The sequence below is a fragment of the Sphingomonas sp. 320_CC genome, from assembly GCF_059691795.1.
In genome coordinates, this window is sequence record NZ_JCAWAE010000001.1 from 75,528 (window position 1) to 100,104 (window position 24,577).

At 66.9% G+C, this 24,577-nt stretch carries 29 protein-coding genes; 10 read left to right on the forward strand and 19 right to left on the reverse strand.

Features of this window, described 5'->3' with window-relative positions:
• Window positions 1-18 precede the first annotated feature (18 nt).
• From AC59GX_RS00305 to AC59GX_RS00315, 3 genes are read left to right on the forward strand one after another with little or no spacing between them, the layout of a single operon-like run.
• Window positions 19-570, forward strand: a complete 552-nt coding sequence (locus tag AC59GX_RS00305; RefSeq protein WP_426282829.1) for a TspO/MBR family protein — start codon at window positions 19-21, stop codon at window positions 568-570.
• Entirely contained in the window at window positions 567-929 is a 363-nt protein-coding gene (locus AC59GX_RS00310; protein ID WP_426282828.1) for a thiol-disulfide oxidoreductase DCC family protein, read from the forward strand. The genes AC59GX_RS00305 and AC59GX_RS00310 overlap by 4 nt, the downstream gene beginning before the upstream one ends.
• Window positions 926-1,423: a DUF427 domain-containing protein gene (locus tag AC59GX_RS00315; protein WP_426282827.1), complete on the forward strand. Its 498-nt coding sequence runs from the start codon at window positions 926-928 to the stop codon at window positions 1,421-1,423. Before AC59GX_RS00310 ends, AC59GX_RS00315 begins: the two co-directional genes overlap by 4 nt.
• A 192-nt stretch (window positions 1,424-1,615) precedes the next feature.
• On the opposite strand, the gene AC59GX_RS00320 is transcribed toward AC59GX_RS00315, so the two are convergent.
• Complete coding sequence (locus AC59GX_RS00320; protein ID WP_426282826.1) at window positions 1,616-2,194, reverse strand: TlpA family protein disulfide reductase; 579 nt, start codon at window positions 2,192-2,194, stop codon at window positions 1,616-1,618.
• A 67-nt stretch (window positions 2,195-2,261) separates the two neighbouring features.
• On the opposite strand from AC59GX_RS00320, the gene argH reads away from it, so the two are divergent.
• The 5 genes from argH to AC59GX_RS00345 are packed head-to-tail and all read left to right on the forward strand — an operon-like array spanning window position 2,262 to window position 6,862.
• Window positions 2,262-3,629, forward strand: coding sequence for an argininosuccinate lyase (gene argH / locus AC59GX_RS00325; protein WP_426282925.1), 1,368 nt, complete (start codon window positions 2,262-2,264; stop codon window positions 3,627-3,629).
• The gene (locus tag AC59GX_RS00330; protein WP_056061645.1) at window positions 3,626-3,868 is read left to right on the forward strand and encodes a hypothetical protein; all 243 of its coding nucleotides are present in this window, start codon (window positions 3,626-3,628) and stop codon (window positions 3,866-3,868) included. The genes argH and AC59GX_RS00330 overlap by 4 nt, the downstream gene beginning before the upstream one ends.
• Before the next feature lie 11 nt (window positions 3,869-3,879).
• Entirely contained in the window at window positions 3,880-5,142 is a 1,263-nt protein-coding gene (gene lysA / locus AC59GX_RS00335; RefSeq protein WP_192975319.1) for a diaminopimelate decarboxylase, read from the forward strand.
• Entirely contained in the window at window positions 5,139-5,912 is a 774-nt protein-coding gene (locus AC59GX_RS00340; RefSeq protein ID WP_426282825.1) for a precorrin-2 dehydrogenase/sirohydrochlorin ferrochelatase family protein, read from the forward strand. Before lysA ends, AC59GX_RS00340 begins: the two co-directional genes overlap by 4 nt.
• Window positions 5,909-6,862: a zinc transporter ZntB gene (locus AC59GX_RS00345; RefSeq protein WP_426282824.1), complete on the forward strand. Its 954-nt coding sequence runs from the start codon at window positions 5,909-5,911 to the stop codon at window positions 6,860-6,862. The genes AC59GX_RS00340 and AC59GX_RS00345 overlap by 4 nt, the downstream gene beginning before the upstream one ends.
• A gap of 3 nt (window positions 6,863-6,865) precedes the next feature.
• Here the strand turns inward: AC59GX_RS00345 and AC59GX_RS00350 are convergent, their stop codons facing one another.
• The 18 genes from AC59GX_RS00350 to AC59GX_RS00435 all read right to left on the reverse strand — a co-directional run bounded on the left by AC59GX_RS00350 (window position 6,866) and on the right by AC59GX_RS00435 (window position 22,123).
• Window positions 6,866-7,264: a flagellar export chaperone FliS gene (locus AC59GX_RS00350; protein ID WP_082441390.1), complete on the reverse strand. Its 399-nt coding sequence runs from the start codon at window positions 7,262-7,264 to the stop codon at window positions 6,866-6,868.
• The gene (gene fliD, locus AC59GX_RS00355; RefSeq protein WP_426282822.1) at window positions 7,261-8,706 is read right to left on the reverse strand and encodes a flagellar filament capping protein FliD; all 1,446 of its coding nucleotides are present in this window, start codon (window positions 8,704-8,706) and stop codon (window positions 7,261-7,263) included. The genes AC59GX_RS00350 and fliD overlap by 4 nt, the downstream gene beginning before the upstream one ends.
• A 57-nt stretch (window positions 8,707-8,763) precedes the next feature.
• Window positions 8,764-9,906 carry a flagellar type III secretion system protein FlhB gene (gene flhB, locus AC59GX_RS00360; protein ID WP_426282821.1) on the reverse strand — a complete coding sequence of 381 codons (1,143 nt, stop codon included), beginning with the start codon at window positions 9,904-9,906 and terminating at the stop codon, window positions 8,764-8,766.
• Window positions 9,906-10,679: a flagellar biosynthetic protein FliR gene (gene fliR, locus AC59GX_RS00365; RefSeq protein WP_426282820.1), complete on the reverse strand. Its 774-nt coding sequence runs from the start codon at window positions 10,677-10,679 to the stop codon at window positions 9,906-9,908. The genes flhB and fliR overlap by 1 nt, the downstream gene beginning before the upstream one ends.
• Window positions 10,680-10,806: 127 nt before the next feature.
• The gene (gene fliQ / locus AC59GX_RS00370; RefSeq protein WP_055874447.1) at window positions 10,807-11,076 is read right to left on the reverse strand and encodes a flagellar biosynthesis protein FliQ; all 270 of its coding nucleotides are present in this window, start codon (window positions 11,074-11,076) and stop codon (window positions 10,807-10,809) included.
• Window positions 11,077-11,080: 4 nt separating this feature from the next.
• Window positions 11,081-11,995 (reverse strand): flagellar type III secretion system pore protein FliP, encoded by a 915-nt coding sequence (gene fliP / locus AC59GX_RS00375; RefSeq protein WP_426282819.1) that lies wholly within the window; start codon window positions 11,993-11,995, stop codon window positions 11,081-11,083.
• Window positions 11,992-12,246 (reverse strand): flagellar biosynthetic protein FliO, encoded by a 255-nt coding sequence (locus AC59GX_RS00380; RefSeq protein WP_056054129.1) that lies wholly within the window; start codon window positions 12,244-12,246, stop codon window positions 11,992-11,994. Before AC59GX_RS00380 ends, fliP begins: the two co-directional genes overlap by 4 nt.
• A gap of 4 nt (window positions 12,247-12,250) precedes the next feature.
• On the reverse strand, window positions 12,251-12,541 hold the full coding sequence (gene fliN, locus AC59GX_RS00385) for a flagellar motor switch protein FliN (protein WP_056054132.1): 291 nt from the start codon (window positions 12,539-12,541) through the stop codon (window positions 12,251-12,253).
• Window positions 12,538-13,500 (reverse strand): flagellar motor switch protein FliM, encoded by a 963-nt coding sequence (locus AC59GX_RS00390; protein ID WP_426282818.1) that lies wholly within the window; start codon window positions 13,498-13,500, stop codon window positions 12,538-12,540. Before AC59GX_RS00390 ends, fliN begins: the two co-directional genes overlap by 4 nt.
• A gap of 3 nt (window positions 13,501-13,503) precedes the next feature.
• Window positions 13,504-14,133 (reverse strand): flagellar basal body-associated FliL family protein, encoded by a 630-nt coding sequence (locus AC59GX_RS00395; RefSeq protein WP_426282816.1) that lies wholly within the window; start codon window positions 14,131-14,133, stop codon window positions 13,504-13,506.
• Window positions 14,134-14,152: 19 nt separating this feature from the next.
• A complete protein-coding gene (locus AC59GX_RS00400) occupies window positions 14,153-15,277 on the reverse strand; it encodes a flagellar hook-length control protein FliK (RefSeq protein WP_426282815.1) in 1,125 nt (374 codons plus the stop codon).
• Window positions 15,278-15,310: 33 nt separating this feature from the next.
• A complete protein-coding gene (locus AC59GX_RS00405) occupies window positions 15,311-15,736 on the reverse strand; it encodes a hypothetical protein (protein WP_426282814.1) in 426 nt (141 codons plus the stop codon).
• Between the two features lies 1 nt (window position 15,737).
• A complete protein-coding gene (locus AC59GX_RS00410) occupies window positions 15,738-17,063 on the reverse strand; it encodes a FliI/YscN family ATPase (RefSeq protein WP_426282813.1) in 1,326 nt (441 codons plus the stop codon).
• Window positions 17,057-17,794 carry a FliH/SctL family protein gene (locus AC59GX_RS00415; RefSeq protein WP_497300566.1) on the reverse strand — a complete coding sequence of 246 codons (738 nt, stop codon included), beginning with the start codon at window positions 17,792-17,794 and terminating at the stop codon, window positions 17,057-17,059. Before AC59GX_RS00415 ends, AC59GX_RS00410 begins: the two co-directional genes overlap by 7 nt.
• Entirely contained in the window at window positions 17,787-18,797 is a 1,011-nt protein-coding gene (fliG, locus tag AC59GX_RS00420) for a flagellar motor switch protein FliG (RefSeq protein ID WP_426282811.1), read from the reverse strand. Before fliG ends, AC59GX_RS00415 begins: the two co-directional genes overlap by 8 nt.
• On the reverse strand, window positions 18,794-20,461 hold the full coding sequence (gene fliF / locus AC59GX_RS00425) for a flagellar basal-body MS-ring/collar protein FliF (protein WP_426282810.1): 1,668 nt from the start codon (window positions 20,459-20,461) through the stop codon (window positions 18,794-18,796). Before fliF ends, fliG begins: the two co-directional genes overlap by 4 nt.
• Before the next feature lies 1 nt (window position 20,462).
• Entirely contained in the window at window positions 20,463-20,825 is a 363-nt protein-coding gene (fliE, locus tag AC59GX_RS00430) for a flagellar hook-basal body complex protein FliE (protein WP_426282809.1), read from the reverse strand.
• Window positions 20,822-22,123, reverse strand: coding sequence for a sigma-54 interaction domain-containing protein (locus tag AC59GX_RS00435; RefSeq protein ID WP_426282808.1), 1,302 nt, complete (start codon window positions 22,121-22,123; stop codon window positions 20,822-20,824). Before AC59GX_RS00435 ends, fliE begins: the two co-directional genes overlap by 4 nt.
• Window positions 22,124-22,407: 284 nt before the next feature.
• On the opposite strand from AC59GX_RS00435, the gene AC59GX_RS00440 reads away from it, so the two are divergent.
• Complete coding sequence (locus tag AC59GX_RS00440) at window positions 22,408-23,334, forward strand: flagellin N-terminal helical domain-containing protein (RefSeq protein ID WP_426282807.1); 927 nt, start codon at window positions 22,408-22,410, stop codon at window positions 23,332-23,334.
• Between the two features lie 283 nt (window positions 23,335-23,617).
• Window positions 23,618-24,493 carry a flagellin N-terminal helical domain-containing protein gene (locus AC59GX_RS00445; RefSeq protein ID WP_426282806.1) on the forward strand — a complete coding sequence of 292 codons (876 nt, stop codon included), beginning with the start codon at window positions 23,618-23,620 and terminating at the stop codon, window positions 24,491-24,493.
• Window positions 24,494-24,577: the final 84 nt, after the last annotated feature.

Below are 24,577 nucleotides of genomic sequence, written 5' to 3' on the forward strand. Positions count from 1 at the left end.
GGGATGAGGACGGCGAGCATGACCCAGAAACCGAGCGATGCGATCACGGACGAACGTCGCGGTGGCCTGTCCCGTCCGGCTGCGCTGGCGGTGGTCGTGGCGGTGCTCGGCGCGAGCGCGGTGCTCGGGCGCCGCAACGCGCCCGACCCGTCGCATCCCGGTATTCGCCGCTGGTACAAACGGCTCGACAAACCTGCCTATACGCCGCCCGATGCGGCGTTCGGCGCGGTATGGCCGGTGCTCGAAACCGGCCTCGCGGTCGGCGGCTATCGGTTGTTGCGCCGCCCCGCCGACGCGCCGCGCAACCTCGCGGTCGGACTTTGGTTGCTAAATACGGGGATGGTCGGCGGCTGGACCGAGTTGTTCTTCCGTCGCAAGGCGCTCGGCCCCAGCGCGGTCGCATCGGGCGCCATGATCGCCAGCGGTGCCGGCTATGTCGCGGCCGCGGCCAAGGTCGATCGTACCGCGGCGGCCACTGCGGTCCCGTTCGTAGCCTGGCTGGGTTTCGCGACTCTGCTTGCCGAGCGCATCTGGGAGCGGAACCGGTCCGACGGCCCGGGCAAGGCATGACCCGGCTGACGGTCTGGCACGATGGCGGATGTCCGCTATGCCGACGCGAGATCGCGCTGATGCGCCGCCTCGATCGCCGCGGCGCGATCGATTTCGTCGATGCCAGCAACGGCGAAACGAGCTGTCCGATCGATCGAGCTGCGATGCTGGCACGGTTCCATGCGCGCGAAGAGGACCGGATGCTGTCCGGCGCCGCGGCCTTCGCAGCGATGTGGCGCGCCATCCCGCTGCTGCGACCGTTGGGGTTGGCAGCGCGCAACCCGGTCGTCCTGGCTGGCCTCGAACGGGTGTATCGGGCGTTCCTCCGCGTCCGGCCTCGCCTCCAGTCTTTCGCCCGGAAGGTGGATCGCACCGCATGAGGCCGGTCGTTCCCGATACCGCGCGACCGGGCCAGGAAAGCGTCTGGGATTATCCGCGTCCGGCGATCGCGCAGCGCAGCGATCGTCATGTCCTGATCGAGCACCGCGGGGTGACGCTCGCCGACACGCGGCACAGCGTCCGCACGATCGAGACGAGCCATCCGCCGAGCTATTACATCCCGCCCTCCGATATCCCGATGTCGGCGCTCCGGCGTTCCACGCGGCAATCCTTCTGCGAATGGAAGGGCAACGCGGCCTATTACGATGTCGAGATTGCGGGCAATGTCCTGCGCGATGTTGCCTGGAACTATCCGTCGCCGACGCCCGCGTTTGCCGCCCTGCGCGACCACATAGCGTTCTATGCAGGCCCGTTCGACGGGTGCTTCGTCGATGGCAACCGCGTCATTCCACAGCCCGGCGAGTTTTACGGCGGCTGGATCACCGCCGATCTCGCCGGACCGTTCAAGGGCGTGCCCGGTAGCCGCTACTGGTAGGTCGGCGCACGACGACTCTTATGCGCTCGGCCGCCAATATGGGCGTACTCAGTTCATCGCATTTCGATGTTGTTTACACCTTTGGCACAGCCGGACGCGTTAGAGGGGTGTGCCGGCTCGCCATCAACCTTTGGCTCGTCACCAAGGCGGGTCGGCACACCCTGTTCAAGATCCCCGAGCCGGATCAACGCGTTACGAAGCTTCCGCGATCAGCTTTGCGGCGGCGGGCGTGTTCCATTCATACCCGCCGGTCATCCGCCACACTTCCTTGCCCGCCGAATCGTACAGGATCGTGGTCGGAAGGTTCGCCTGGTAGGCGAGGCTGAGACCGAGTTTCGGATCGAGATACGGCTTGAGCGTCGTGAACTTCTTCTCGGCGAAGAACGGCGTCACCTTCTCCGCGCCCTGCATGTCCTGGCTGACCGCGATCACCTGAACCTTGCCCTCCATCGACTTGGCGGCGGCGTCGAGTGTCGGCATCTCGGCAACGCACGGCGCGCACCAGGTCGCCCACATGTTGAGCAGCAACGGCTTGCCCTTGAACGAGGCGAGCGTGACCGACTTGCCGTCTGGCGCGGTGAAGGCGACCGTCGGGCCGGTCTCGCCCTTGTGGCTGCGGTCGAGCTTTTCGGTGCTGGCGGCAGGGCCGGTGGCTTCGTCCGGCGTGGGGCCGGACGCGACCTCGTCGGCGGACACGGTGTTCGCGGCGACGACGTTTGCTTGCTCCGGCGCGGGCGATTTCCTATCGCAGCCGGCGACCAGCAGGCCCATTCCCACAAGACAGACGATTGGGCGCGAAGTGAACACAGGACGCAAGACCATGGACGGTTCCAATTCGATGTGGGGTGGGCGGTTCGCCGAAGGGCCGGCAGCGGTCATGCGCGAGATAAACGCCTCCATTCCCTTCGACAAGCGGCTCTGGCAGCAGGATATTGCCGGATCGAAGGCGCATGTCGCGATGCTCGGCAAGCAGGGCATCGTTTCGGCCGAGGACGCGGCGACGATCTCGGCAGGCCTTGACACGGTGGCGGCGCATTATGCCGAGCACGGCGTCGCGGAGGATCTGGTCCTTGAGGATATCCACATGCAGACCGAGGCGCGGCTGGCCGATGCGATCGGGCCGGTTGCGGGGCGGCTGCACACCGCGCGCTCGCGCAACGATCAGGTCGCGACCGATTTTCGGCTGTGGGTGCGCGATGCGATCGACCAGGCGCTGGCGGCGCTCGCCGGGTTCCAGGCGGCGCTTCTCGCGCGGGCTGAAGAGCATGCGGCGAGCGTTATGCCGGGCTTTACGCACTTGCAGTCGGCGCAGCCGGTGACGCTGGGGCATCACCTGATGGCGTATCACGCGATGATCTCGCGCGACGTCGGCCGGTTTGCGGATGCGCGAGCAAGGATGAACCGGTCGCCGCTCGGGTCGGCCGCGCTTGCCGGGACGGGCTTCCCGATCGACCGCGCGATGACCGCCGAGGCGCTCGGGTTCGACGGGCCGATGACCAATTCGCTCGACGGCGTCAGCGACCGCGATTTCGCGATCGAGTATCTCACCGCCGCGACGCAGACCTCGCTCCACCTCTCGCGACTCGCCGAGGAGTTCGTGCTGTGGGCGTCGCAGCCGTTCGGCTTCGTCGCGCTTAGCGATCAATGGTCAACGGGCAGCTCGATCATGCCACAGAAGCGCAATCCCGATGCGGCCGAGCTGGTGCGCGGGCATGCCGGGCGCATCCTCGGGTGCATGACCGCGCTGATGGTGACGATGAAGGGGCTGCCGCTCGCCTATTCGAAGGACATGCAGGACGACAAGCCGCCGGTGTTCGAGGCACACGACCTGCTCGCGCTGTCGATCGCGGCGATGACCGGGATGGTCGAGAGCGCGACGTTCCGCACCGATCGGATGCGCGGGCTGGCCGAGAGCGGCTTTGCGACCGCGACCGATCTGGCCGACTGGCTAGTGCGCGAGGCTGGGTTGCCGTTCCGTGAGGCGCATCATGTGACGGGTCGCGCGGTCAAACTGGCCGAGGAGCGCAAAGTCGCGCTCGATGCGCTGCCGATCGAGGACCTGAAGGCAATCGATGCGCGGATCGACGAACGCGTGTACGGCGTGCTCTCGGTCGATGCGTCGGTCGCCAGCCGGACCAGCTTCGGCGGCACTGCGCCCGACAATGTGCGCGCTGCGATCCGTGCAGCTCGGGGGGAAACGGCATGAAACGGCTTTTTGGCATCGTGGGTTTGGCACTCGCCCTATCGGGCTGCGGCGCCGCGGACGGGCTTGTTCCGGCGGAGGGTAAGACGCTCCCGATCGCGCCTTACGGCGCGAAAACGCCGCCGACTCCCGAGCAGTTGCTGACCCCCACCACGCAGCAACGCCCGCAGCGCAGCGACGAGCTGCTCACCACGTCCCAGCCGCGCCGCAGCGACGAGTTCGACCTGCCGCCGCCGAATTGAAGACCTGAATCATGGATCACTTCGCCTATCGTGACGGTGTCATGCACGCCGAGGACGTCGCCCTGCCGGCGATCGCCGAGGCCGTCGGCACGCCCGTCTACGTCTATTCGACCGCCACCTTCCGCCGTCACGCACAAGTGTTTCGCGACGCGCTGAAGGGCGCCGGGCGCGTCCATCTGGCCTATGCGATCAAGGCGAACCCCAACGTCGCTGTGCTGCGCGTTCTCGCCGACGAGGGATACGGCGCCGACGTCGTCTCCGCGGGCGAGATGCAGCGCGCGCTGGCGGCGGGTATTCCGGCGTCGGACATCGTGTTCTCGGGCGTCGGCAAGACGCGGCGCGAACTGGCGCAGGCGCTCGACGCCGGGATCGGCCAGTTCAATCTGGAGCTGGAGGAGGAGGGCGAAGTCCTTGCCGCGCTCGCCCATGCGCGCGGCGAACGCGCGCCGGCGGTGCTGCGCGTGAACCCCGACGTCGATGCCGGCACGCACGCGAAAATCTCAACCGGGCGCAAGGAGAACAAGTTCGGCGTCGCGATCGACCAGGCTGTGGCGATGTTCGACCGCCTGTCGAAGCATGACGGCCTCGACCTGCGCGGCGTCGCGATCCACATCGGCAGCCAGCTCGCCGACCTCGCGCCGCTCGAGGCCGCCTATGCACGGATCGGCGAGCTGGTCGCGGAACTGCGCGCGGCGGGGCACACGATCAGCCGCGTCGATCTCGGCGGGGGTCTCGGCGTACCGTACAAGCCCGACGACGTGCTGCCGAGCCCCGCCGACTATGGCGCGATGGTCGCCCGCGCGACCGCCGACTGGGACGTCGAACTCATGTTCGAACCCGGTCGCGTGATCGCAGGCAATGCCGGTGTGCTTCTGACCGAAGTAATCTGGGTAAAGCCGGGCGTCGTGAACCCGTACGTGATCGTCGATGCGGCGATGAACGACCTCGCGCGCGTCGCGATGTACGACGCGTATCACGACTTTGTCGCGGTCGAGCCGAGCGGCGATCGGATGACCGCCAACATCGCCGGACCGGTGTGCGAGACCGGCGACACCTTCGCGATGGGCCGCGATATCGACGCGGTGAAGTCGGGCGATCTCGGCATCTTCCGCACCGCCGGCGCGTACGGGGCGACGATGGCCTCGACCTACAACAGCCGCGCTTTGGTGCCCGAGGTGCTGGTCGACGGCGACCGGTTCGCGGTGGTCGCCGACCGCATCCACCCCGAGACGATCCTGGCCGCCGAGCGCGTGCCGGAATGGCTCAAGCGGTGATACTCCAGAGCCTGCCGCTGTTCGTGAGGCTGGCAGGGCGCCCGGTCATTCTGCTGGGCGAGGGCGAGGCGGCGGATGCGAAGCGGCGGTTGCTCGATCGTGCGGGGGCGGACGTCGTCGGCGAGGATGCTAGCGCTTCGCTCGCGATCGTCGCGATCGACGACGAGGAGGAAGCGCTGGCCGCGGTCGCGCGGCTTAAGGCGCGCGGCATCCTGGTCAACGCGGTCGATCGTTCGGCGCTGTGTGACTTCACGCTGCCCGCCATCGTCGATCGCGCGCCGGTGCTCATCGCGATCGGCACCAGCGGCGTGTCGGCCGGCTTGGCGGCGGCGTTGCGGCAGCGACTGGAGGCACTGATCCCCGCCGATCTCGGCAAGCTCGCGCTGGCGTTGCAGGCCGCGCGGGGGGCCTTGCGAAAGCGCTGGCCCGATATGGGGGAGCGTCGCCGGGCACTCGCCACGGCGATGGGGGCGGGCGGTCTGCTCGATCCGCTGTCGCCGACACACGATGTGGAGGCATGGCTGGCCCCGACAGCCGAGCCCGCTGCAAAGCGCGACGTGGCTATAACGCTCGTTCTGCTGTCCGACGATCCCGAGGACCTGACGCTCCGCCAGGCGCGCGCGCTCGCCAGCGCCGACCGGGTCTATCACGGCGCTGATGCCCCTGCGGCGATCCTCGACCGCGCCCGCGCTGATGCTGCACGACTGTGCGAGGCGATGCCCGTCAATCCCGGCACCGGCCTGTCGGTCGAAGTCGAGATGGCACGATGAGCGGTTTCGCATTCCGGATCGTCGATGGGAAAGCGACCCGCGTCGACGTCAAGGAAGCGCTCACCTGCACCGCCGACCTCGTCTGGGTGCATTTGTCGACCACCGCCGAACATGCACAGACATGGCTGCGCGACGAGGCCAAGCTGCTCGACTATGTCGTCGATGCGCTTACCGCGACCGAGACCCGGCCGCGCTGCGAGGCAGTTGGCGATGGCGCGTTCCTCAATTTGCGCGGGCGATCGAAGGAGGAGCTCGACACGTCCGATTTGCTCGCGTCGGTGCGGATCTGGGCGGTGAAGGGCCGCGTCTATTCGGTCACGCGGAAGCCGCTGATCGCGGTCGCCGAGGTAGAGAAGATGGTCGAACGCCACGAGGTGCGCGATCCAGGCGACCTGATCGCCGCGTTCGCCACCGCGATCACCACCGATCTCGATCCCGACGTGGCCACGCTCGGCGACGAACTCGACGATTGCGAGGAACAGCTCGACGCCAACCGCGTGTTCGAACTGCGCCGCGCGGTCAGCAAGGTGCGCGTCGCGGCGATCGGCTACAAACGCTTCCTCAGTCCGCAACGCGCCGCGCTCGAGAAGCTCGCCGCGCTACCCGGCGACTGGCTCGCTGACGACGATCGGCTGCATCTGGCGGCGGCGGCGGACCGCGCCGCGCGGATGGCGGAGGAGCTGGAATCGATCCGCGAACGCTCGGCGCTGATCCACGAGACGCTGACGGATCTGCGCGCCGAACAGATCGACAACCGCTCGCTGATCATTTCGATCGCCGCGATGGTGTTCCTGCCGCTGACGTTCCTGACCGGTCTGTACGGCATGAACGTCAAGGGTCTGCCCTATGCCGAGGAGCCGTGGGCATTCGATGCGATCGCCGGAGCGTGCGTGCTGATCGCGGTTGGTGTCGTGGCCTATTTCGCCATGCGACACTGGTTCAAGCGGTAGCGTTTATGCGGCGCTGGCGGTCCGCCACGCCTGCGCGATCTCGTCGAGCATGTCGGCAGAGTCGCGGAATGGCTGTGGGTCGTGGCCGAGCGAGGCGTTGATCACGGTTTTCCGCGCGCCGCCATATAGTCGCGCGAGCGTTTCCGAGACTTGCCCGCCTTTCTCGAAGTCGAGCCCGGCTTCGAGCGCGAACAGGATCGCGGTGGCGCGCGTGATCCGCTCGCTCTTGATCGCGAACTTGCGCTTTTCGCAGGCCCAGGCGGCGGCGCGCAATGCGGCGACCAGTTCCTTGTAGAGCAATTGGACGAGCGCAGGGCCGTCGGCGGTAGCGGTCTGGCCGACCGCGTCGATCTGGCGATAGGTCGCGAACGGGTCGCGCATCAACGTGCTGGCGTAGGTCACGAATCCTTGTTCCACGCGGCAATCTGGTTGGTGAGGAAGGTCTGCGTCGATTTATACGCCGACACGCGCGAATTCATGCTGGCATATTGCTGCGTCAGGCGCGTGGTCAACTGCGCGGACTGGTCGGTGACCTTGTCCTGCTGCTTGGCGACATCGGCCTCCGCCGCGGTGTAGCGCACGGTCGATGCGCCGAGACCGGTCACCGTGCTGGTCGCGCTGGTGGTCAACGCCGTCAGCGTCGCGGACAGGCCGAGCGCATTGGTGCCGGACGGAGCGAACATCGCCTCGATCGTGTCGGGGTTCGCCGCAAGCTGCTTGGCGAGCAGCGCGGAATCGACCCGCAGCGTCCCGTCGGTGTTGGTGGCGACGCCGATCTCCGACAGCGATCGCGGAAGCCCGGCGATCGCGCCACCGACCAGTGGCTTTGATACCAGGGCCTGCAGCGACCGCAGCAGCGATTTCGCGGCGGGATCCGCACGAAGGTTGCCGGTGATCGGATCGGTCTGTTCGGTGATCGTCTTCAGGACCTCGTTATAGGTCGTGACGACATCGTTGACCGCTTGCGTCAGCGCGTCGGTCGGGGGCGTGCTGGTGAGAGAAACGGGGACGGTGGATATGCCGTTGAGCTGGAGCGTCACGCCGGTCACCAGGTCGCTGACGGTGTTGCTCGGGCGCTCGACGGCGATCCCGTCGACGGTCAGCTGCGCGTTCTGCGCGGTGGAGACGAGGCTGGTCTTCGTCGCCGTGCTGCCGCCGATGTCGAGCGCGTCGCCCTTCTCTCCCTTAAGCGTGAAGGCGTTGGCGCTGCCGGTCGCGCCCTTGACCGAGAGATACGCGCCGCCGTTCGCGTCGGTCACGACCGAGGCGGTGACGCCGGTCTTAGACGCGTTGATACCTGCGGCGACCGCGTCGATGCTGCCGTCGCCGACGTCGATCTTGGTGTCTTTGCCGCCGATGGTCAGCGTCAGCGCGCCGGTGCCAAGCGATGTCGCGCGATCCTTGGCGGCGACGGCGGTCGTCGTCCGCGCGACCTGCCCGGTGGCGAGGCGCGTCACCGTGATGCTCGACGACAGCCCCGACAATTTTGCGCCCGACGCTGCGGTGGCAGTCAGGACGGCGGCATTCGAACTGGCCGGCTGAGTCTGCAAGCTGCCGCCCTTCACCAGATTGGCGAGCGCGGTCGAAAAGCCGGTCATCGTGCTCTTGAGCGTGCTCACGCCTGAAATCTGCGCGGTGATCGTGTCGGATTTGGTCTTCAATGCGGCAGTGCGTGCGGCGAACTGCGCGGAGACGAGCGAGGTGACCAATGTGCCGGTATCGACGCCGGAGCCCGCGCTCAGCCCCTTCAGCAGTGCCTGCGTCGCGTCGTTGACGGCACTTTGCGCGGTTGGTGTGGGTGTGGGAGTCGGCGTGGCGGTCGTGCTGGTGGTCGAAGTTACCATCGTGAAATCCCTGCACGTGCGCGCTCGTCTGTTAGAACGGCCATGCGGCGCGAATGTTTAGGCCTGTTTCATGCCGTTTTCGTCGAACCGCGCATCCTTCGGCACGGTCACGAACGGCTGGACTCCCGGCGTGGTCCCACCTGCCGCCGCGTTGAGCCCGAACACGAACGCCAGCACGGTCGCGATCGCGGTGTAGAGGTCGTCGCGGACCTCCTGCCCCTCCTTGCTGGTGTAATAAACGGCACGGGCGAGCGTCGGATATTCGAGGATCGGCACGCGGTCTTCGCCAGCCAGTTCGCGGATCGCCAGCGCGGTCGCGCCGCGACCCTTGGCGACCACCACCGGCACCTGATCCCTGCCGCGATCGTAGCGCAGCGCCACGGCGAAGTGCGTCGGGTTGGTCAGCACGACATGCGCCTCCGCGACCGATTTCCGCAGGCCACCGCTGGCCATCGCGCGCATCTTCGCGCGCATCTGGCCCTTCGCCTCGCCATTGCCCTCGGTCGACTTGTGCTCGTCCTTCACCTCCTGCTTCGACATCCGCATCTTGCCGAGACGCCGGATGATCTGGATCGGCAGGTCGATCCCGGCGATCGCGCACAGCCCGAACGCCATCGCGATCAGGATGCCCTTGAAGATCCCACCGAGCGTCGACAGCGCCTGGTTGAGATCGGCCGACGAGGCGAGGCCCATCGTCGAATGCGCCGCGTTCCACAGCATCCAGCCGCCGATCGTGCCGAGCAGGATCACCTTCAGCAGCGACTTGCCGAGTTCGATCCAGCCGTTCGCGCCGAAGATGCGCTTGAGTCCAGCCGCTGGATCGACGCGGCTGTATTTGGGTGCGAGCAGACCGCCGTTGAAGCCCAGCGAACCGAGCCCTGCCTGGCTCAAGATCGCGGCGCCGATGCTGACGATGAACAGGGTTATGAGCGATGGCGCGAGCTTGCCGCCGGCTTTCATCAGCGGACGCCAGGGGGAGAAGTCCTCGACATCGGCGTGCGTGAACTGGAAGCTCGAACTCATGATCGCCTTGCACGCCGAGATCAGCGTCGGGCCGGCGTAGATTAGCCAGGCGACCCCGGCGAGCATGCTCAGCGCGGTCGCGAAATCGCGCGATTTAAGGATGTCGCCCTTCTCGACCGCATCCTTCTTGCGCTTGGCGGTTGGTGCTTCGGTTTTTTCGCCCGAATCCTCCGACATCAGCCGAGTGCCAGGTTTTCGGTGGCGGCGAGGCCTTCGCGGACGATGACGAGCATGTAGTCGCCCATCGTCGGGAACGCGATCGCGAGCGTGACGACGCCGACCGCGAGGCTGGCGGGGAGGCCGACCGCGAACAGGTTGAGCGATGGCGCAGCGCGGCTCAGCATGCCGACGACGATGTTGAGGCAGAGCAGCAGGAAACCCACTGGCAACGCGAGCAGCAGCCCGGCGAGGAACGCATAGCCGCCAAAGAACGCGATCGCCTTAAGCCGTTCGACGCCGATCCACGCGGCGCCGGGGGGGAGCACGTCGTAGCTCTTCACCAGCAGGTCGATCAGGATCAGGTGCCCGTCGACCGACAGGAACAGCAGCGTCAGCATGATCGAGAAGAACTGGCCGAGGGCAGGGGACGTCTTGCCGTTCTGCGGGTCGATCGAGGAGGCGAATCCGAGCCCCATCGCGCCGCCGATCACTTCGGCCGCGATCATCGGTGCGGCGAACGCGATCTGAAGGACGAAGCCTAGCGCGAGGCCGACCAGCGCTTCCGCGGCGGCGGAAAGGATCGTGGAGACCGCAAAGATGTTCTGCGGCGGGACGATCGGATGCGCGGCAAGCACGAGGAACCCGATCGCGCCCGACAGCGTGACGCGCACGGTGAGCGGGACCGAGACGGAGCCGAACACCGGCGCCGCGATGAACGTCGCACCAATGCGGATCATCACGAACACGAGCGCCCAGAGCTGTGGCTCGATGCTGAGCCCGAAGCCTAGCACTGTAAAATCCCCCTCCCGCTTGCGGGAGGGGTCAGGGGAGGGCGCGACGTACGTACCGGCGTCCGGTCGGTGGGGCACACCCCTCCCCCGACCCCTCCCGCAAGCGGGAGGGGAGCAACAAGTGCGCTCATTTTACGAGATCCGGAATGCGCTCGAAGATCCCGATCGTGAAATCGCTCAGCAAGCCCAGAATCAGGCTCCCGAAGATCAGGATCGACACAGCGACCACCACCAGCTTGGGCACGAACGACAGCGTCTGCTCGTTGATCGATGTCGCCGCCTGAATCATCCCCAGGATCAGCCCCGCCAGAAGCGCCGGGATCAGGATCGGCGCGCTGGCGAGCGCCAGCACCCACATCGTCTGGTTGGCGACGGTCAGGAAATATTGCGCGTCCATGCTCTCAAGTCGCGAACGAGTTGGCGAGGCTGCCCATCGTCAGCGCCCAGCCATCGACCAGTACGAACAGCAACAGCTTGAACGGCATCGAGATGATCGTTGGACTGAGCATCGCCATGCCGAGCGACATCAGCACAGTCGCAACGACGAGATCGATGACGATGAACGGCAGGAAGATCAGGAAACCGATCTGGAAAGCGGTCTTAAGCTCGGACGTGACGAACGCGGGAAGCAGCACCGAGAACGGGATATCGGTAGGGGTCGCGTACGGGCCGGACTTGGCGATCTGCGCGAACATCGTGACGTCCTTGATCCGGGTCTGCTTGACCATGAACGCGTGCAGCGGGACGCCGGCGGTCGTGATCATCTGCGTGCCGGCGAGCTGTCCGGCAGCATAGGGCTGGATCGCGGTCGTGTTGATCTGGCTGATCGTCGGCGCCATGATGAAGAAACTGAGGAACAGCGACAGCCCGAGCAGCACCTGGTTCGGCGGCGTCTGCTGAAGCCCGAGCGCCTGGCGCAGGATCGCGAGCACGATGATGATCCGCGTGAAGCTGGTCATCATCAGCACGATCCCCGGCAGGATCGTGAGCAGCCCCATGATGATGAGGACTTGCAGCGACAGCGACAGCGAGCCGCTCTGCCCGGTATTGCCCGCCGCCTGGCCGCCAAGCTGGCCGAGCGCGCGATCGACCGCGTCGCCGACGGCGGGGTTGGTCGGGGCGGGGACGCCTTGCGCGAAGGCGGGCATCGCGAGGAAGAGGGCTAGTAGAATGGCGAGGCCTATCCACAGCCACGCGTTCGCGCGCCTGGCTCCTGGATCCCCGCGTACGCGGGAAAACGGCTTGGCGGAGGATGCGGCGAACAGGGCAGGGCCCGAGCCCTTCCGCGTCACCGTCGGACGAGCGACCGCGCTCATGCGTCGACCTTGTCGATCAGGTGCACGCCGCCACGGCCGACCGAGACGAGCAGCCGGCGGCCCTCGAAATCGATCACCGCGAGGCGCAGGCCCGGCGAGATCATCATCGTTTCCTTGACGCCGATCAGCCGCGTGGAGGGCTTGCCCGGGATCCGGCTCTCGAACTTGCGCCACAGGTACAGGCAGCCGAACATCAGGCCGCACACGAGTGGCAGCAGGATCACGAGCTTGAGGATATAGGTCCAGAGCATCGGATCAGCCGCGCTTGTCGGGCGACACGAGCTCGGTCATCCGCACGCCGAAGCGTTCGCCGACCGTGACGACTTCGCCGCGGCCGATCAGGGTGCCGTTGACGAAGACGTCGAGCAATTCGTTGGCCTGGCGATCAAGTTCTATCACGCTCGACTCGCCGAGCGCCAATAACTCGCGCAACGTCAGGCTGGTCGAGCCGATCTCGACGGTCAGCTTGACGTCGACATCCTGGAGCAGCCGGAAATTGGCGGCGACGGCAGCATCTACGGGGAAGCCTCCGGTCATGTCGTTCATGCTGCAAATCCTTCGTCGAAACTTGTAATCGAGGTGAGCTGGATGGCGGCGAAGCCGTTAGACGTGCCGACCGTGCCGCAGCCGAGCCGGTTGTTGCCGACCATCACCGGCACGTCGCCCGAGATGGTGATCGGGATCACGTCGCCCGGTTTCAGGTCCATCAGCATCGTCAGCTTGACGACCGGCTCGGCGAGCACCGAGCGGATTGGGAAGCGCACGTTCATCGCGGCCCGCGTCAGCTCGGTGCGCCAGGCCGGATCGGGCTCGGCCGACTTGCCGACGACCTTGGCGGTCAGCGACGGCGCATGCGGTTTCAGCGCGGAGACGGGGTAGACGAGGTCAAGAAACACGGGTTTCGCGGCGCCCGCAGCGATGCCGAAGCGCGTGACGATCATCGCGTCCTCACCGTCGAGATCGGCGATCATCGCCGGGTTCACCTCGACGCGGGTCGGCAGGAAGTCGAACCGCGCCATCGGCTCCCATGCGGTCTTCAGCGGCGCGGCGATCATCTGGCCGATCCGCGCGACCATCGCCTCGGCGGCCGGCGAGAACTCCGTTGGCAGCGTGTGCGGCGCGGCACCGGTGCCGCCGAAGAACATGTCGAGCATCTCGAGTACGAACTTGCCGTCCATGATGCACAGCGCCTGCGCCATCCCCGGCGTCATGATCAGCGGCAACCACGCGGTCAGCGCATCGCTGCGTTCCGCCCGGTAATCGGTGAAGCGCTGGACCACCAGCGGCTCGGCCCAGCAGCGCACTTCCTGGCGCAGCAACGGCTCGAACACGCCGCGCAAACCGCGCGCGAACCGCGCCGACAAATGCTGGAGCGAGTGCAGGTCGCCGAACGGATTGAGCTTGGCCCCGCCGAGCACGCCCTGATGCAGCACGCCCTCCTTGGGCGCGCCGGAGCGGTCCCGGTCGCGTCGCTCGCGCGTCTTTGCTGAGGCCTCGTTAACCATGACTCACTGAACGACGAAACTGGTAAAGTAAACGTTACCGATGCCGCCGAATCCTTCCTTCTGCTTGAGCGTATCGTTGATCGCTTTGGCGAGGCGGACCTGCAGCTGGCGCTTGCCGTCGCTGCTCATCACCTGCTCCTCGGTGGTGTCGCCGAGCGCCATCAGGATCGCCGAGCGGACCGCGATATCGTTGGTTTTCAGGTTGGTGATGACGGTGTCGTCGTACGGCGTGGAGACCGCGACGCCGACCTGGACGAAGTGCACCGAGTCCTGGAGATTCGAGGTGAAATCCTTCTCCAGCGGGTAGTAGGTGGAGGCGTATTTGTCGCCGCCCTGCCCCGCGGGGGGCTTCATCCCGTGGTTTTCGGGCGCGGCTTCCTCGCCGCCGTGACCGCCGCCTTCGCCGCCTTCGGACGCATGCTTCTGCTCGCTCTTGGGGACGAGCTTGGGCTTGCCATCCTCGGCTTCGGCTGCGTGACCGCCGCCGCCGATCAGCCCGGCACTGGAGGCATAGACGCCTGCGCCGACACCACCGCCGACCAGCACCAGCAGCGCGACGCCGCCGATCAGGATCGTCTTCATCTTGCCCTTTTTCTTCGGGGCGGCGTCGGGCGTTTCTTTTGTGTCGCTCATGATTTCAGGGTCCTTCGGTTCAAGCGATTCGGATGTCGTCGGGCGTGTTCGCGATCACGGTCGAGACCGGCGCGGGGCGATTCGGGGTTTGTGGCGCCGCGGGTGCGCGCTGCTGCTGGTCTGCGCCGCTGTCGCCGAGCGATCCTTGCGAAAGCTTCAACCCGCGCGCCTCGGCGAGTTCGGCGAGCCGTGGCTGCGCGTCCGCCAGCAACGTCCGCGTCGCGGCCTGCTCGGCATTGAAGTGAACGCGCACCGTATCGCCGTCGGTCTTCACCGAAACGTCGATCGCGCCAAGTGCATCGGGGACGAGGCGGATGCGCGTGTCGACCGCGTCGGCGGCGTCGCGGAGCATCTCGATCCGCTCGATCATCGCGTGCGGCCAGCGCTCCTGCCGCATGTCGAGCGGCGCCTGCTGCGCGTCGGCGACCTTAATCTCATGCGTTGTGGTCGCGCCGATCGGGGTCAGCGGCGTGTCGGAAGGCGCTGCGAGGGTATCCGGCTCTTCACGCCTCTTGGTTGCCGCCTGGATCGCTGCGCCGAATACCATCGCGGCCGACGCGACCGTGCCGGGTTGCGGCTGGACGACATCGGGTTGCGCGACGGCGAGGGTGACGGGCGCCGTATCGGGCGTCGCCCAACGCGGCGCGTCGGTCGTGTCCACCGGCGTCTGCACGGCCGTCTTTGCCGGGGGCATCGCAGCCATGATCGCGGCGGCGAGCTGCGTTGCGGGCGTGCCGCCAGCTTGGGTGGGCGCGGAGGGCAGGTGTGGTTGAGGCTCTATCGGAGCGGGAGTGGCGGCCTGCGGTTGCGATTGCGCGAAGGTCGGTCGCTGCACGCTAGTTGGTTGCATGCTGGTTGCATCAATGATGCGTGCAACTGGCAGAGCTGGCGCAGTCGTCGCGACGATCGGCTGCCATACGAACGCGGGGTCGGGCACGATGACCGGCAGCGGCAAGGCGTTGCCGGTCGCGGCGTCGTCCTGCCGGGGCTTATCTTCCGGCGCTGCGGCGGAAGGTTCGGGTTTCGCGTCGTCACGGACCTGTTCGAAGGCGCCCGTGAAATCGCCCGAATCGCTGCCATTCTTCGCGGCAGAGGCGCGAGGATGGAGGGGAACGGTACGGGAAAGGGTCGCGGTCTGGATCATTCGGGCACTCGCGTTCGGGCGTCTGCCCCGCACTCAGCAAGGATCGTGCCGAACCTTCCGGAAGGCGGGTGCCTCCTCCATCGCGCGGATCGCTTTGAGCACCGCATCGGCGTCGGCGCGGGCGAGCAGCTTCTCGACCGCGCTCTGGTCGCGCTTAGCGGACCGGGTTGCCTCGGCGGCGCGCTCGACGTGATATTCGGCGGCCTGCACGCGTTCTACGGCGGCGTTGGCGGATTGTTGAAGGCGGTCGCGGTAGTGCGCGGCGGCGCCGAGCGAGACGGCGACCTGCGTTTCGTGGACCGGCGCGACGGCTTCGGCGAGCAGCGCGATACGGCCCGACAACGCCTGTTCGCTGGCGAACTTGTCATGCGCGCGCGCCTCGTCGGCGCGGGTCAGGCCGAGCTGGAGCGTGCGGACGCGGTGGATGCGCGCCAGCGTCTTGCTGCGGGCATCCGCCATCTCAGCCGCCGAACACGCCGGTCAGCTCGGCGACCGCATCGTTCAACGACACGTTCTCATCGGCGTCCTGGCGGATATATTCCATGACCGCGGGGTGGCAGGCGATCGCCGCGTCGATCGCGGGATCGGCGCCGTGGCGGTAGGCGCCCATCAGCACGAGATCGCGGTTTTCCTCGTAGGTGGCGAGGTGGCGGCGGAGCGTCCGCGCAGCCTTGGCGTGGTGCGCGGGCACGATGTCGGTCATCACGCGGCTGACCGACGGGCCGATGTCGATCGCCGGATAAACACCGCGCTCGGCAAGATGGCGGTTGAGGACGATGTGGCCGTCGAGGATCGAGCGGGCGGAGTCGACCACCGGGTCGTTGCCGTCGTCGCCATCCGCCAGCACCGTGTAGATCGCGGTGATCGAGCCGCCGGTGTGGACGTCGACGCCAGCGCGCTCGATCAGGTTCGGCAGCATCGCGATGGCGCTGGGTGGATAGCCGCGCGCGGATGCAGGCTCGCCGAGTGCGAGACCGATCTCGCGACCGGCGTGCGCGACACGGGTGAGCGAATCCATGATGAGCAGGACCTTCTTGCCTTCGTCGCGGAAAGATTCGGCGATCGCGTGGGCCCGGAGTGCGCCGCGGATGCGGAGGACCGGGGAGTGGTTGGCGGGGACCGCGACGACGACCGAGCGCTTGCGCGCTGCGCCGGCGACCTTGGTTTCGAGGAAGTCGGCGACTTCGCGGCTACGCTCGCCGATCAGGCCGATGACGATCACGTCGGCCTGCGCGGCGCGGACGATCATGCCGAGCAGCACCGACTTGCCGACGCCCGAGCCCGCCATGATGCCGACACGCTGGCCCTGACCGATCGTCAGCAGGCCGTTGATCGCGCGGACGCCGACGTCGAGCGGTTCGAGCACACGGCCGCGATCGAGCGGCGACTGGAGTTTCCCCGCGAGCGGCCAGCGCCCGGCGCCACGGATTGGGCCGAGCCCGTCGATCGGCTTGCCGGCACCGTCGACGACGCGACCGAGCATGGCTGCCCCGACTTCGGCCTCTCCCGGCGCACCGATCGGCTTGACCGGTGCGCGCGGAAGAAGGGCCGCGGCGCCGCCGAGGTTCATCATCAACGTGCGGCCGTTGCGGAAGCCGATGACTTCCGCCTCGACGCTCGCCACGCCTTCGCCGACCTGGCAGACGGTGCCGACGGGTAGCGTCAGGCCGACCGCTTCCATGAGCAGGCCGTCGAACGAGGCAAGGCGGCCAGAGACCTTTGGCTTGGCGACGAAATCTGCGTTGGAGAGGGTTTCGAGATAATCGGCGGTAAAGCGGTTCAGCATTTGGGCACCGGCACGCGGTCGATCGCCTGCGCGAGTTGATCGAGCCAGAGTTCCGGACCGTCCTCGACGATCGTCGATGCGCTTTCGAGCACGAAGCTGCCGCGCGCGACGCCCGGATCGCCTGCTGCGAAGATCGTCTTCGGCAGTCGGCCTTCGAGCAGCGCGACGTCGTCGGGGTGGACGCGGAGCAGCGCGGATTCGGCGGAGTCGGATAGCAGCTCGGCAGCCGTCTCGATGCGACCGGCAAGGACGTCAGGCGCGATGCCGACTTCGCCGACGAGTTTCGAGACGAGGAACAACACCGTCTGGCGGAGCTGGGCGGCGACGCGGTCGCGGTCGATCCGATCGTTGCCGAGCGCGCTGGCAAGGTCGCCGAGCAGCGCGCCGTCGCGTGTGGCCGTTTCCTGTGCCGCGGCGGCCGCAGCGGCGAGACCCTCCGCATAGCCGGCGGCATGCGCGTCGGCGAGCGGGTCGATGAACGACGATTCGCTGACCGGATCGAGCGGATCCCAGCCGGCGGTCGGGTTCACGTCCTTGTCCGCCGGGCTGAAGTGGCGTGGCGTGCTCGGCTCCGACGAGAAGTTCGGCGACGCGAAGTTCGCGGGCCGCACCGTCGCACGCTCGCGAATATCCGCAGCCGCGAACCCCGAGGGCGGGGCGAATGCGCTCGCCAGAATGTTGGCCGTCGTCGTGTGGCGCGACGCGAAGCCCGCGGTGAAGCCGTTAGACATAATCGTCTTCCCCCCCGCCCATCTGGATCGTGCCGTCCTTCGCAAGGCCGCGCGCGATCGCGATCATCGCCTTCTGCGCTTCGAGCACTTCGGCCAGCTTCATCGGCCCGCGGGCTTCCATCTCGTCGCGGATGCCGTCGGCGGCGCGCGCCGACATGCAGCCGAGGAAGCGGTTGCGGATCGTCTCGTCGACGCCCTTCAACGATTTGGTCAGGATCTCGCTATCGACGTTGCGGATCAGCGTGCCCAGATTCTTGTCGTCGAGCGCGAGCAGATTGTCGAAGACGAACATCGCCTCCTCGATCGCCTTCGCCACTTCGCGGTCGATCTTGAACAGTTTCGGCATGACGCGCTGTTCGGTTGCCTTGCGCGCGCCCGACAGGATCTTGGCCGCCTCGCGCGTGCCGCCGAGCGTGACGCCGACCGAGCCGGGCGCCGCGGTAGTGCGGTTGGCGAGTACGATCTTCAACGTCTCGACTGCCTCGGGCGTAATCGGTCCCAGCCGCGCGATGCGGTGGAGGATGTCGGGTTGCACCGCATCGGGCAGCAGTTCGAGCACTTGGCCGCCGATCGACGCGTCGAGATTGGCGATCAGCACCGCGGCGATCTGCGGATGCTCCTTTTCGATCATCGCGGCGATTTCGGGTGCGTCGAGCCAGTCGAGCAGTTCGAGTTCGCAGGCGGCCTCGGGCGGCGTGATGCGCGCGAGCACGCTTTCCGCTTTCTCAGGCCCGAGCGCGCGGTTCATCACCGCCTCGATCTGCGGGCGCGGGTCGAAACCGATCGCGGTCCGCTCTCGCGCGCGGCCAACGAAATCGTCGAGCACGTCCTCGACCTCCTGCTCGCTGACGTCGGCGACCTTGAACATCGCCGCGCCGAGCTGGCGCACTTCTTCGGGCTCCAGCTTCTGGAGGATGGCCGCGGCCTCCTCCTCGCCGACGAGCATCATCAGCACCGCGGCACGCTCGACGCCGGTGTAGGTTCGGATGGCGACTTCGCTCACTTGGCGTCGGCCTTGATCATGTCGCGCACGGCAAGGGCTGCACGCGTCGGATTGTCGCGCGTGAAGCCGCGGACCGCGCCAATCCGGTCGTCATAGCCGCGCGTGTTCTCGAGCTGGTCGAGGCTCACCGGTGCCGCGACCGCCATGCCGTCGCCGTTCGCGACGCCGATCGGCTGGCCGAGCGCAGGACGCGTGCCGGCATCCTCGCGCTTCTTCATCAGCGCCTTGGCGATCGGGCGGACGCCGAGCAGCAGCACGAGCAGCGCGATCAGGATCGCGGTGCCGTTGCGCGCAAGTACCGGCAGCCAGGCGTTGTCGTACCAGGCCGGGCCGCTCGTCGCGGTTGCATCGGCGCCCGCGAACTTGCGGCTGATGACCGTTACGTTGTCGTTGCGCGCCTGATCGAAGCCGACCGCGCTCTTCACGAGATCGCTGATCTGGTTGATCTCCATCGCGGTGCGGCGGCCCTTTTCAGGATCGCGCAGGAGGACGGCGACCGAGAGACGCTTGACCCCACCCGGCGTAGCGCGCGTGACCGACACTTCGCGGCCGAGGTCGTAGGCACGCTGATACTGGTCGGACTGCTTCATCGCATTGGGTGCCGCGCCGCCAGCGACCGGCTGCGCACTGCCCGACGCGCCGTTAGCGGCTTGCGGCGTCGACAAGGTGCTCGCGGCGGGCGGCGTGTTGCTCAGCGCACCCGGAATACCGCCCGGAGCACCAGCCGTGCCGTCCTTCTGGTTGCCGGTCCAGTTGCCCGTCTCGGCGCGGAGCACGCCCTGCTTCTCATAGCTTTCGCGCGTCGCCTGGCTCTCGTCGAGATTGACGTCGGCCTGGACCTCCGCGGTGAAATTGCCCGCGCCGACCAGCGGCGTCAGCAACGCAATCAGTTGCGTGCGATACTTGTCCTCGACGCGGCGCTGGATATCGATCCGCGCATCGCTGGCCGCCCCAGCGCCTTCGTTGCCGCCGGCCTTGGTGAGCAGCGCGCCCATCTGGTCGACGATCGTCACTGCCTCGGGCTTCATCCCCGGCACCGACGAGGCGACGAGGTTGATGATCGAGCTGACCTGCGCGTCGCTCAGCGAGCGGCCGCCCTGCAATTTCAGAATCACCGACGCCGATGGCGCAGCATTGTCGCGGACGAACACCGACGCTTCCGGCATGGCGAGATGCACGCGTGCCTCCGCGACCGCGTCGATCTCCTCGATCGACTTCGCCATCTCAGATTCACGTGCCTGGCGGAGGCGTTCGCCTTCGACAGCGCGCGAAACGCCCATCGGCAACTGGTCGAGGATCGCATAGCCGCCGGGCGCCGCTTTCGGCAGGCCCTGACCCGCGAGCAGCATCTTGGCGCGACTGTAATCGTCCTCGCCGACGGTCAGCGCGCCGGTGCCCTCGTCGATATGGCTCTTGATGTTGGCAGTGGTCAGCGCGGACGTGACCGCAGCCTTGTCCGAATCGGGCAGGCCGCTGAACAGCGTCTTCTGCGTCGGCGTCGACAGGCTCATCCACGCAAGCGCGGCTGCGGCGATCAGGCCGACCATCAGCGCCATCGGCAACGAGCGACGGACCGCAGGCTGCGCGAACGCGCCCTTGATCTGCTGGAGGGGATTGGCGAACCGTTCGGTGCCGCCGGGCGAAGGGATGAGTGCGGTGCTCATGTCAGACCGGCATGCTCATGATATCCTTGTAAGCGGACAGCAGCTTGTTGCGGACCTGCAACGTCGCCTCGAACCCGACCGACGCCTGCTGGCGGGCGAGCATCACTTTCGCGATGTCGACCGTCTCGCCGCGCTCATAGCTTTCGCTGAGCTTGGCGGCCTGGGTCTGGCCCTCGTTGACGCCCTTCAGCGCGGTTTCCATCGTGTCCGCAAAGCTGGTCGGCTTGACCGTCTCGGTCGGCGCGACGTTCCCGGTGGCACCGGCGCGCGAGAGCGCCTGATTGCGTTCGAGTATCTGCGAGCGAAGCGCCATGACGCGGTCGACGCTCATCGCGCCGCCACCGATGCTTGAGATGCCACTCATGCCGAGGCCGCCCAGTTATGGACGCTGCCGATGTCGTCGCCCTGCTCGCGCGCCTTGGCGAGGCGGTAGCGCAGCGTGCGCTCGGAAATGCCAAGGCGTTTCGCGGTCTCGATCCGGCTGCCGTTGCACGCCTTGAGCGTCTCGCGGATTGCGGCGAACTCGCTCATCTGGACGATGTTGCCGAGCGTCTCCGGCTCGGAAGGCACCGCGACGGGCGCGATCGGTGTAACGGAAGCCGTGCGCTGAAACGTCATCGTCACCGGGCGGTCGAACACGATGTGGTTCGTCTCGATCGTATCGCCGCCGCAGAACAGCAGCGCGCGCTGGATCACGTTCTCCAGCTCGCGGACGTTGCCCGGCCAGTCGTGCAGCATCAGCTGCTCGATCGCTGCGTGGCTCGGCCAGGGAATGACGTTGCGGTTGCCGGCATGACGCAGGATCAGCGTCGCGGCGAGCGCGGGGATATCCTGCGGGCGCTCAGCCAGCGACTTGGTCGCGAGCGGGAACACGGCGAGGCGGTAATAGAGATCGGCGCGGAACCGGCCGGCGGCGACTTCGGCGTGGAGATCGCGGTTGGCACACGCGATCACGCGGACGTCGATCGGCTGCGGCACCGAGGCGCCCAGCGGCACGACCTCGCGCTCCTGCAACACGCGGAGCAGTTTTGCCTGCAACTGCAGCGGCATCTCGGCGATCTCGTCCAGCAGGATCGTTCCGCCGTTCGCTGCGCGGAAAAATCCGTCGCCACCCGAGGATGCGCCGGTGAACGCACCCTTCTGGTGACCAAACAGCAGCGCCTCAAGCATCGATTCGGGGAGCGCGGCGCAGTTGATCGCGATGAACGGCTTGTCCTTGCGCGCCGAGCCATTGTGGATGGCGCGGGCGAGAACTTCCTTGCCGGTGCCGGTCGGGCCGTTGATCAGCACCGTGATGTCGGCGGCGGCAACGCGCTCCGCGAGGGCGAGCAGCGCGAGCGATTCGGGATCGGCGGCGGTCGGCATGTCGGCGCCACCGATCAGGGCGCGGGCGAAGCCGTTGCCGACCGCGGTGTCCTCCGCGGCAAAGCTGATCCGCGCCGGCGCACCGTCACGCGATGGCGTCACTTCGCGACCTTCGCAACCGATCACCACGGTGCGGGCAGGGGCGGTGATGCCCTCGCCATCCGCGACCAGGAACAGGTCGTTCGCGCCGGGCTGTGCAGTCTCGAACGAGCCCACGCCGAAGCCCTGCGCACGCAATGACGAAACAAGCGCGTATTTCCGCGAAGTGACTGCAGCCGATGGAAAAATTGAACGCATGGAGTTCCCCCTGAACGATTCGGGGAATGCAGCATTGGTGGTAAACGCGCGGTTAAACCCTGCCGCCCCCGGCAGATTATTTCCGGGCGCGTCTCCGCGGGCACACTGGCGCGCGTTTGCGCACACGAACGCGCGCACGGGCTCTCGTACGGGCGCGTGCGAGGCCCGGCCCCGGCTGCATTTTTTCGCTTAAGTCCGTCCCGAACCGGCCGTTACCCACATTGACGGATCGGCACTTCGCCATGGGGGCGGCGCGGATCGTCGAAGATCACGGAGATTTCGCAATGACTGTCATCGGTACCAACATCTCGGCGCTGCGCGCGACCAACGCTTCGACCAAGGCATCGGGCCTGCTCGCGACCTCGATGGAGCGCCTGTCGACCGGCAAGCGCATCAATTCGGCCAAGGACGACGCCGCCGGCCTCGCCATCTCGTCGTCGATGACGTCGCAGATCAAGGGCATGAACCAGGGCATCCGCAACGCCAACGACGGCATCTCGATGGCGCAGACCGCAGAGGGCGCGCTCGACGAGGTGACGAACAACCTGCAGCGGATGCGCGAGCTGGAAGTGCAGAAGACCAACGGCACCTATTCGTCGAGCGATATCTCGAACATCAAGCTCGAGCAGGATGCGCTGGCCAAGCAGATCACCAACGTTCTCGGCAACACCACCTTCAACGGGGTGAAACTGTTTGACGGCAGCGCTGGCCAGAAGGGTACTGGCCCCAAGGATGCGGTGGTCGGCACTGGCACCACAGGTAGCCCGCAATATCCTGCAGTCGCCGCGTCGAGCGACTACGTCGCTGGCACTGGTAAGGTCTCGATCCAGGCGGGCGCCAATGCGACCGACGCGATTACGCTCGATCTGGGCTCGAATCTCACAGGTGCCAGTGGTGTCGGTGCTGTCGTGACCGGCTCCACGGCCGCTGCATCGTCGTCGACGAGCCTTGCCGATTACGACACGGCCATCGCCAATGTCTCGAACCGTCGTGCCTCGCTCGGCGCCTCGCAGAACCAGCTGCAGTCGGCGGTCAACAACCTGACGTCGAACGCGACCAACCTGTCGGACGCCAAGAGCCGTATCGAAGACACCGATTTCTCGGCTGAAACGACCGCGCTCGCCAAGGCACAGATCCTGAGCCAGGCATCGACCGCGATGCTGAGCCAGGCGAACCAGAGCCAGCAGAGCGTGCTGAAGCTGCTCGGCTAATCCAGCTTTCGGCGCCGGCACCGCCCCCCCCTTGGGTGACGGCGCCGATAGACGTCGCCGCATGCATCATGCGCGTGAGAGCCCCCGGCAGCATCCGCTGTCGGGGGTTTCGTCCGTTCGGCACAGCGCGTTGCCCTGCAAGATACTGTAAACCATAAGAAAAAGCGGCAGAATTTGGCCGGTCGCGCTTAAGTTCGATGCGATAGCGCCGTTACTCCTTATGGCGGCACGGCCCTTCGCCACGGGGGCGGCGGGGATCGCCGAAGATCACTGGAGTTTCACAATGACTGTCATCGGCACGAACGTTTCCGCGCTACGCGCGACCAATGCATCGACCAAGGCTTCGAACCTGCTCGCGACTTCGATGGAGCGCCTGTCGACCGGCAAGCGCATCAATTCGGCCAAGGACGATGCAGCCGGCCTCGCCATTTCGTCGTCGATGACGTCGCAGATCAAGGGTATGAATCAGGGCGTCCGCAACGCGAACGACGGCATCTCGATGGCACAGACCGCCGAAGGCGCGCTCGACGAGGTCAGCAACAACCTGCAGCGCATGCGCGAGCTGGAAGTGCAGAAAAGCAACGGCACTTATTCGACCAGCGACATCGCCAACATCAAGACCGAGCAGGATGCGCTCGCCAAGCAGATCTCGAATGTACTGACCAACACGAGCTTCAATGGCGTAAAGTTGTTCGACGGCAAGGCAGGCGCCGCGACGGCCCCGACCACCGGCGCAGTCGTGAAGATCCAGGCCGGCGCGAACGCCAGCGACTCGATCGATCTCAACCTGGGCACCGATCTGACGCTGGCCGCTACCGCTGGCACGCCGCCGACCGGTGGTGTCGGCTCGGTCGTCGACTCGACGACGCCGAGCGCGGTCGTCGCCAAGGGGTCGCTCGCGGATTACGACACGGCGATCTCGCTCGTCTCGAACCGTCGCGCATCGCTTGGCGCGTCGCAGAACCAGCTGCAGTCGGCGGTCAACAACCTGACCTCGAATGCGACCAACCTGTCGGACGCGAAGAGCCGCATCGAAGATACCGACTTCTCGGCAGAGACCACCGCGCTCGCTAAGGCACAGATCCTGAGCCAGGCATCGACCGCGATGCTGAGCCAGGCGAACCAGAGCCAGCAGAGCGTGCTGAAGCTGCTGGGCTAATCCGGACCGGCACCGGCACCAGCCCCCCGCAGGGTGACGGTGCCGGTCGGACCCGCCTCGCTTCCCTGAAGCGCGAGCGGGAAA

What these genes read in the sequence shown, in the direction of transcription:
- AC59GX_RS00415 (WP_497300566.1), bottom strand. Translation starts at nt 17,794, where the DNA reads ATGTCTAACGGCTTCACCGCGGGCTTCGCGTCGCGCCACACGACGACG.
- AC59GX_RS00400 (WP_426282815.1), bottom strand. Translation starts at nt 15,277, where the DNA reads ATGATCCAGACCGCGACCCTTTCCCGTACCGTTCCCCTCCATCCTCGC.
- AC59GX_RS00435 (WP_426282808.1), bottom strand. Translation starts at nt 22,123, where the DNA reads ATGCGTTCAATTTTTCCATCGGCTGCAGTCACTTCGCGGAAATACGCG.
- fliP (WP_426282819.1), bottom strand. Translation starts at nt 11,995, where the DNA reads ATGAGCGCGGTCGCTCGTCCGACGGTGACGCGGAAGGGCTCGGGCCCT.
- AC59GX_RS00310 (WP_426282828.1), top strand. Translation starts at nt 567, where the DNA reads ATGACCCGGCTGACGGTCTGGCACGATGGCGGATGTCCGCTATGCCGA.
- AC59GX_RS00380 (WP_056054129.1), bottom strand. Translation starts at nt 12,246, where the DNA reads ATGCTCTGGACCTATATCCTCAAGCTCGTGATCCTGCTGCCACTCGTG.
- AC59GX_RS00320 (WP_426282826.1), bottom strand. Translation starts at nt 2,194, where the DNA reads ATGGGCCTGCTGGTCGCCGGCTGCGATAGGAAATCGCCCGCGCCGGAG.
- AC59GX_RS00305 (WP_426282829.1), top strand. Translation starts at nt 19, where the DNA reads ATGACCCAGAAACCGAGCGATGCGATCACGGACGAACGTCGCGGTGGC.
- AC59GX_RS00330 (WP_056061645.1), top strand. Translation starts at nt 3,626, where the DNA reads ATGAAACGGCTTTTTGGCATCGTGGGTTTGGCACTCGCCCTATCGGGC.
- AC59GX_RS00345 (WP_426282824.1), top strand. Translation starts at nt 5,909, where the DNA reads ATGAGCGGTTTCGCATTCCGGATCGTCGATGGGAAAGCGACCCGCGTC.
- AC59GX_RS00440 (WP_426282807.1), top strand. Translation starts at nt 22,408, where the DNA reads ATGACTGTCATCGGTACCAACATCTCGGCGCTGCGCGCGACCAACGCT.
- fliQ (WP_055874447.1), bottom strand. Translation starts at nt 11,076, where the DNA reads ATGGACGCGCAATATTTCCTGACCGTCGCCAACCAGACGATGTGGGTG.
- AC59GX_RS00395 (WP_426282816.1), bottom strand. Translation starts at nt 14,133, where the DNA reads ATGAGCGACACAAAAGAAACGCCCGACGCCGCCCCGAAGAAAAAGGGC.
- fliD (WP_426282822.1), bottom strand. Translation starts at nt 8,706, where the DNA reads ATGGTAACTTCGACCACCAGCACGACCGCCACGCCGACTCCCACACCC.
- AC59GX_RS00405 (WP_426282814.1), bottom strand. Translation starts at nt 15,736, where the DNA reads ATGGCGGATGCCCGCAGCAAGACGCTGGCGCGCATCCACCGCGTCCGC.
- lysA (WP_192975319.1), top strand. Translation starts at nt 3,880, where the DNA reads ATGGATCACTTCGCCTATCGTGACGGTGTCATGCACGCCGAGGACGTC.
- fliN (WP_056054132.1), bottom strand. Translation starts at nt 12,541, where the DNA reads ATGAACGACATGACCGGAGGCTTCCCCGTAGATGCTGCCGTCGCCGCC.
- fliE (WP_426282809.1), bottom strand. Translation starts at nt 20,825, where the DNA reads ATGAGTGGCATCTCAAGCATCGGTGGCGGCGCGATGAGCGTCGACCGC.
- AC59GX_RS00315 (WP_426282827.1), top strand. Translation starts at nt 926, where the DNA reads ATGAGGCCGGTCGTTCCCGATACCGCGCGACCGGGCCAGGAAAGCGTC.
- AC59GX_RS00410 (WP_426282813.1), bottom strand. Translation starts at nt 17,063, where the DNA reads ATGCTGAACCGCTTTACCGCCGATTATCTCGAAACCCTCTCCAACGCA.
- flhB (WP_426282821.1), bottom strand. Translation starts at nt 9,906, where the DNA reads ATGTCGGAGGATTCGGGCGAAAAAACCGAAGCACCAACCGCCAAGCGC.
- argH (WP_426282925.1), top strand. Translation starts at nt 2,262, where the DNA reads ATGTGGGGTGGGCGGTTCGCCGAAGGGCCGGCAGCGGTCATGCGCGAG.
- AC59GX_RS00445 (WP_426282806.1), top strand. Translation starts at nt 23,618, where the DNA reads ATGACTGTCATCGGCACGAACGTTTCCGCGCTACGCGCGACCAATGCA.
- fliF (WP_426282810.1), bottom strand. Translation starts at nt 20,461, where the DNA reads ATGAGCACCGCACTCATCCCTTCGCCCGGCGGCACCGAACGGTTCGCC.
- AC59GX_RS00390 (WP_426282818.1), bottom strand. Translation starts at nt 13,500, where the DNA reads ATGGTTAACGAGGCCTCAGCAAAGACGCGCGAGCGACGCGACCGGGAC.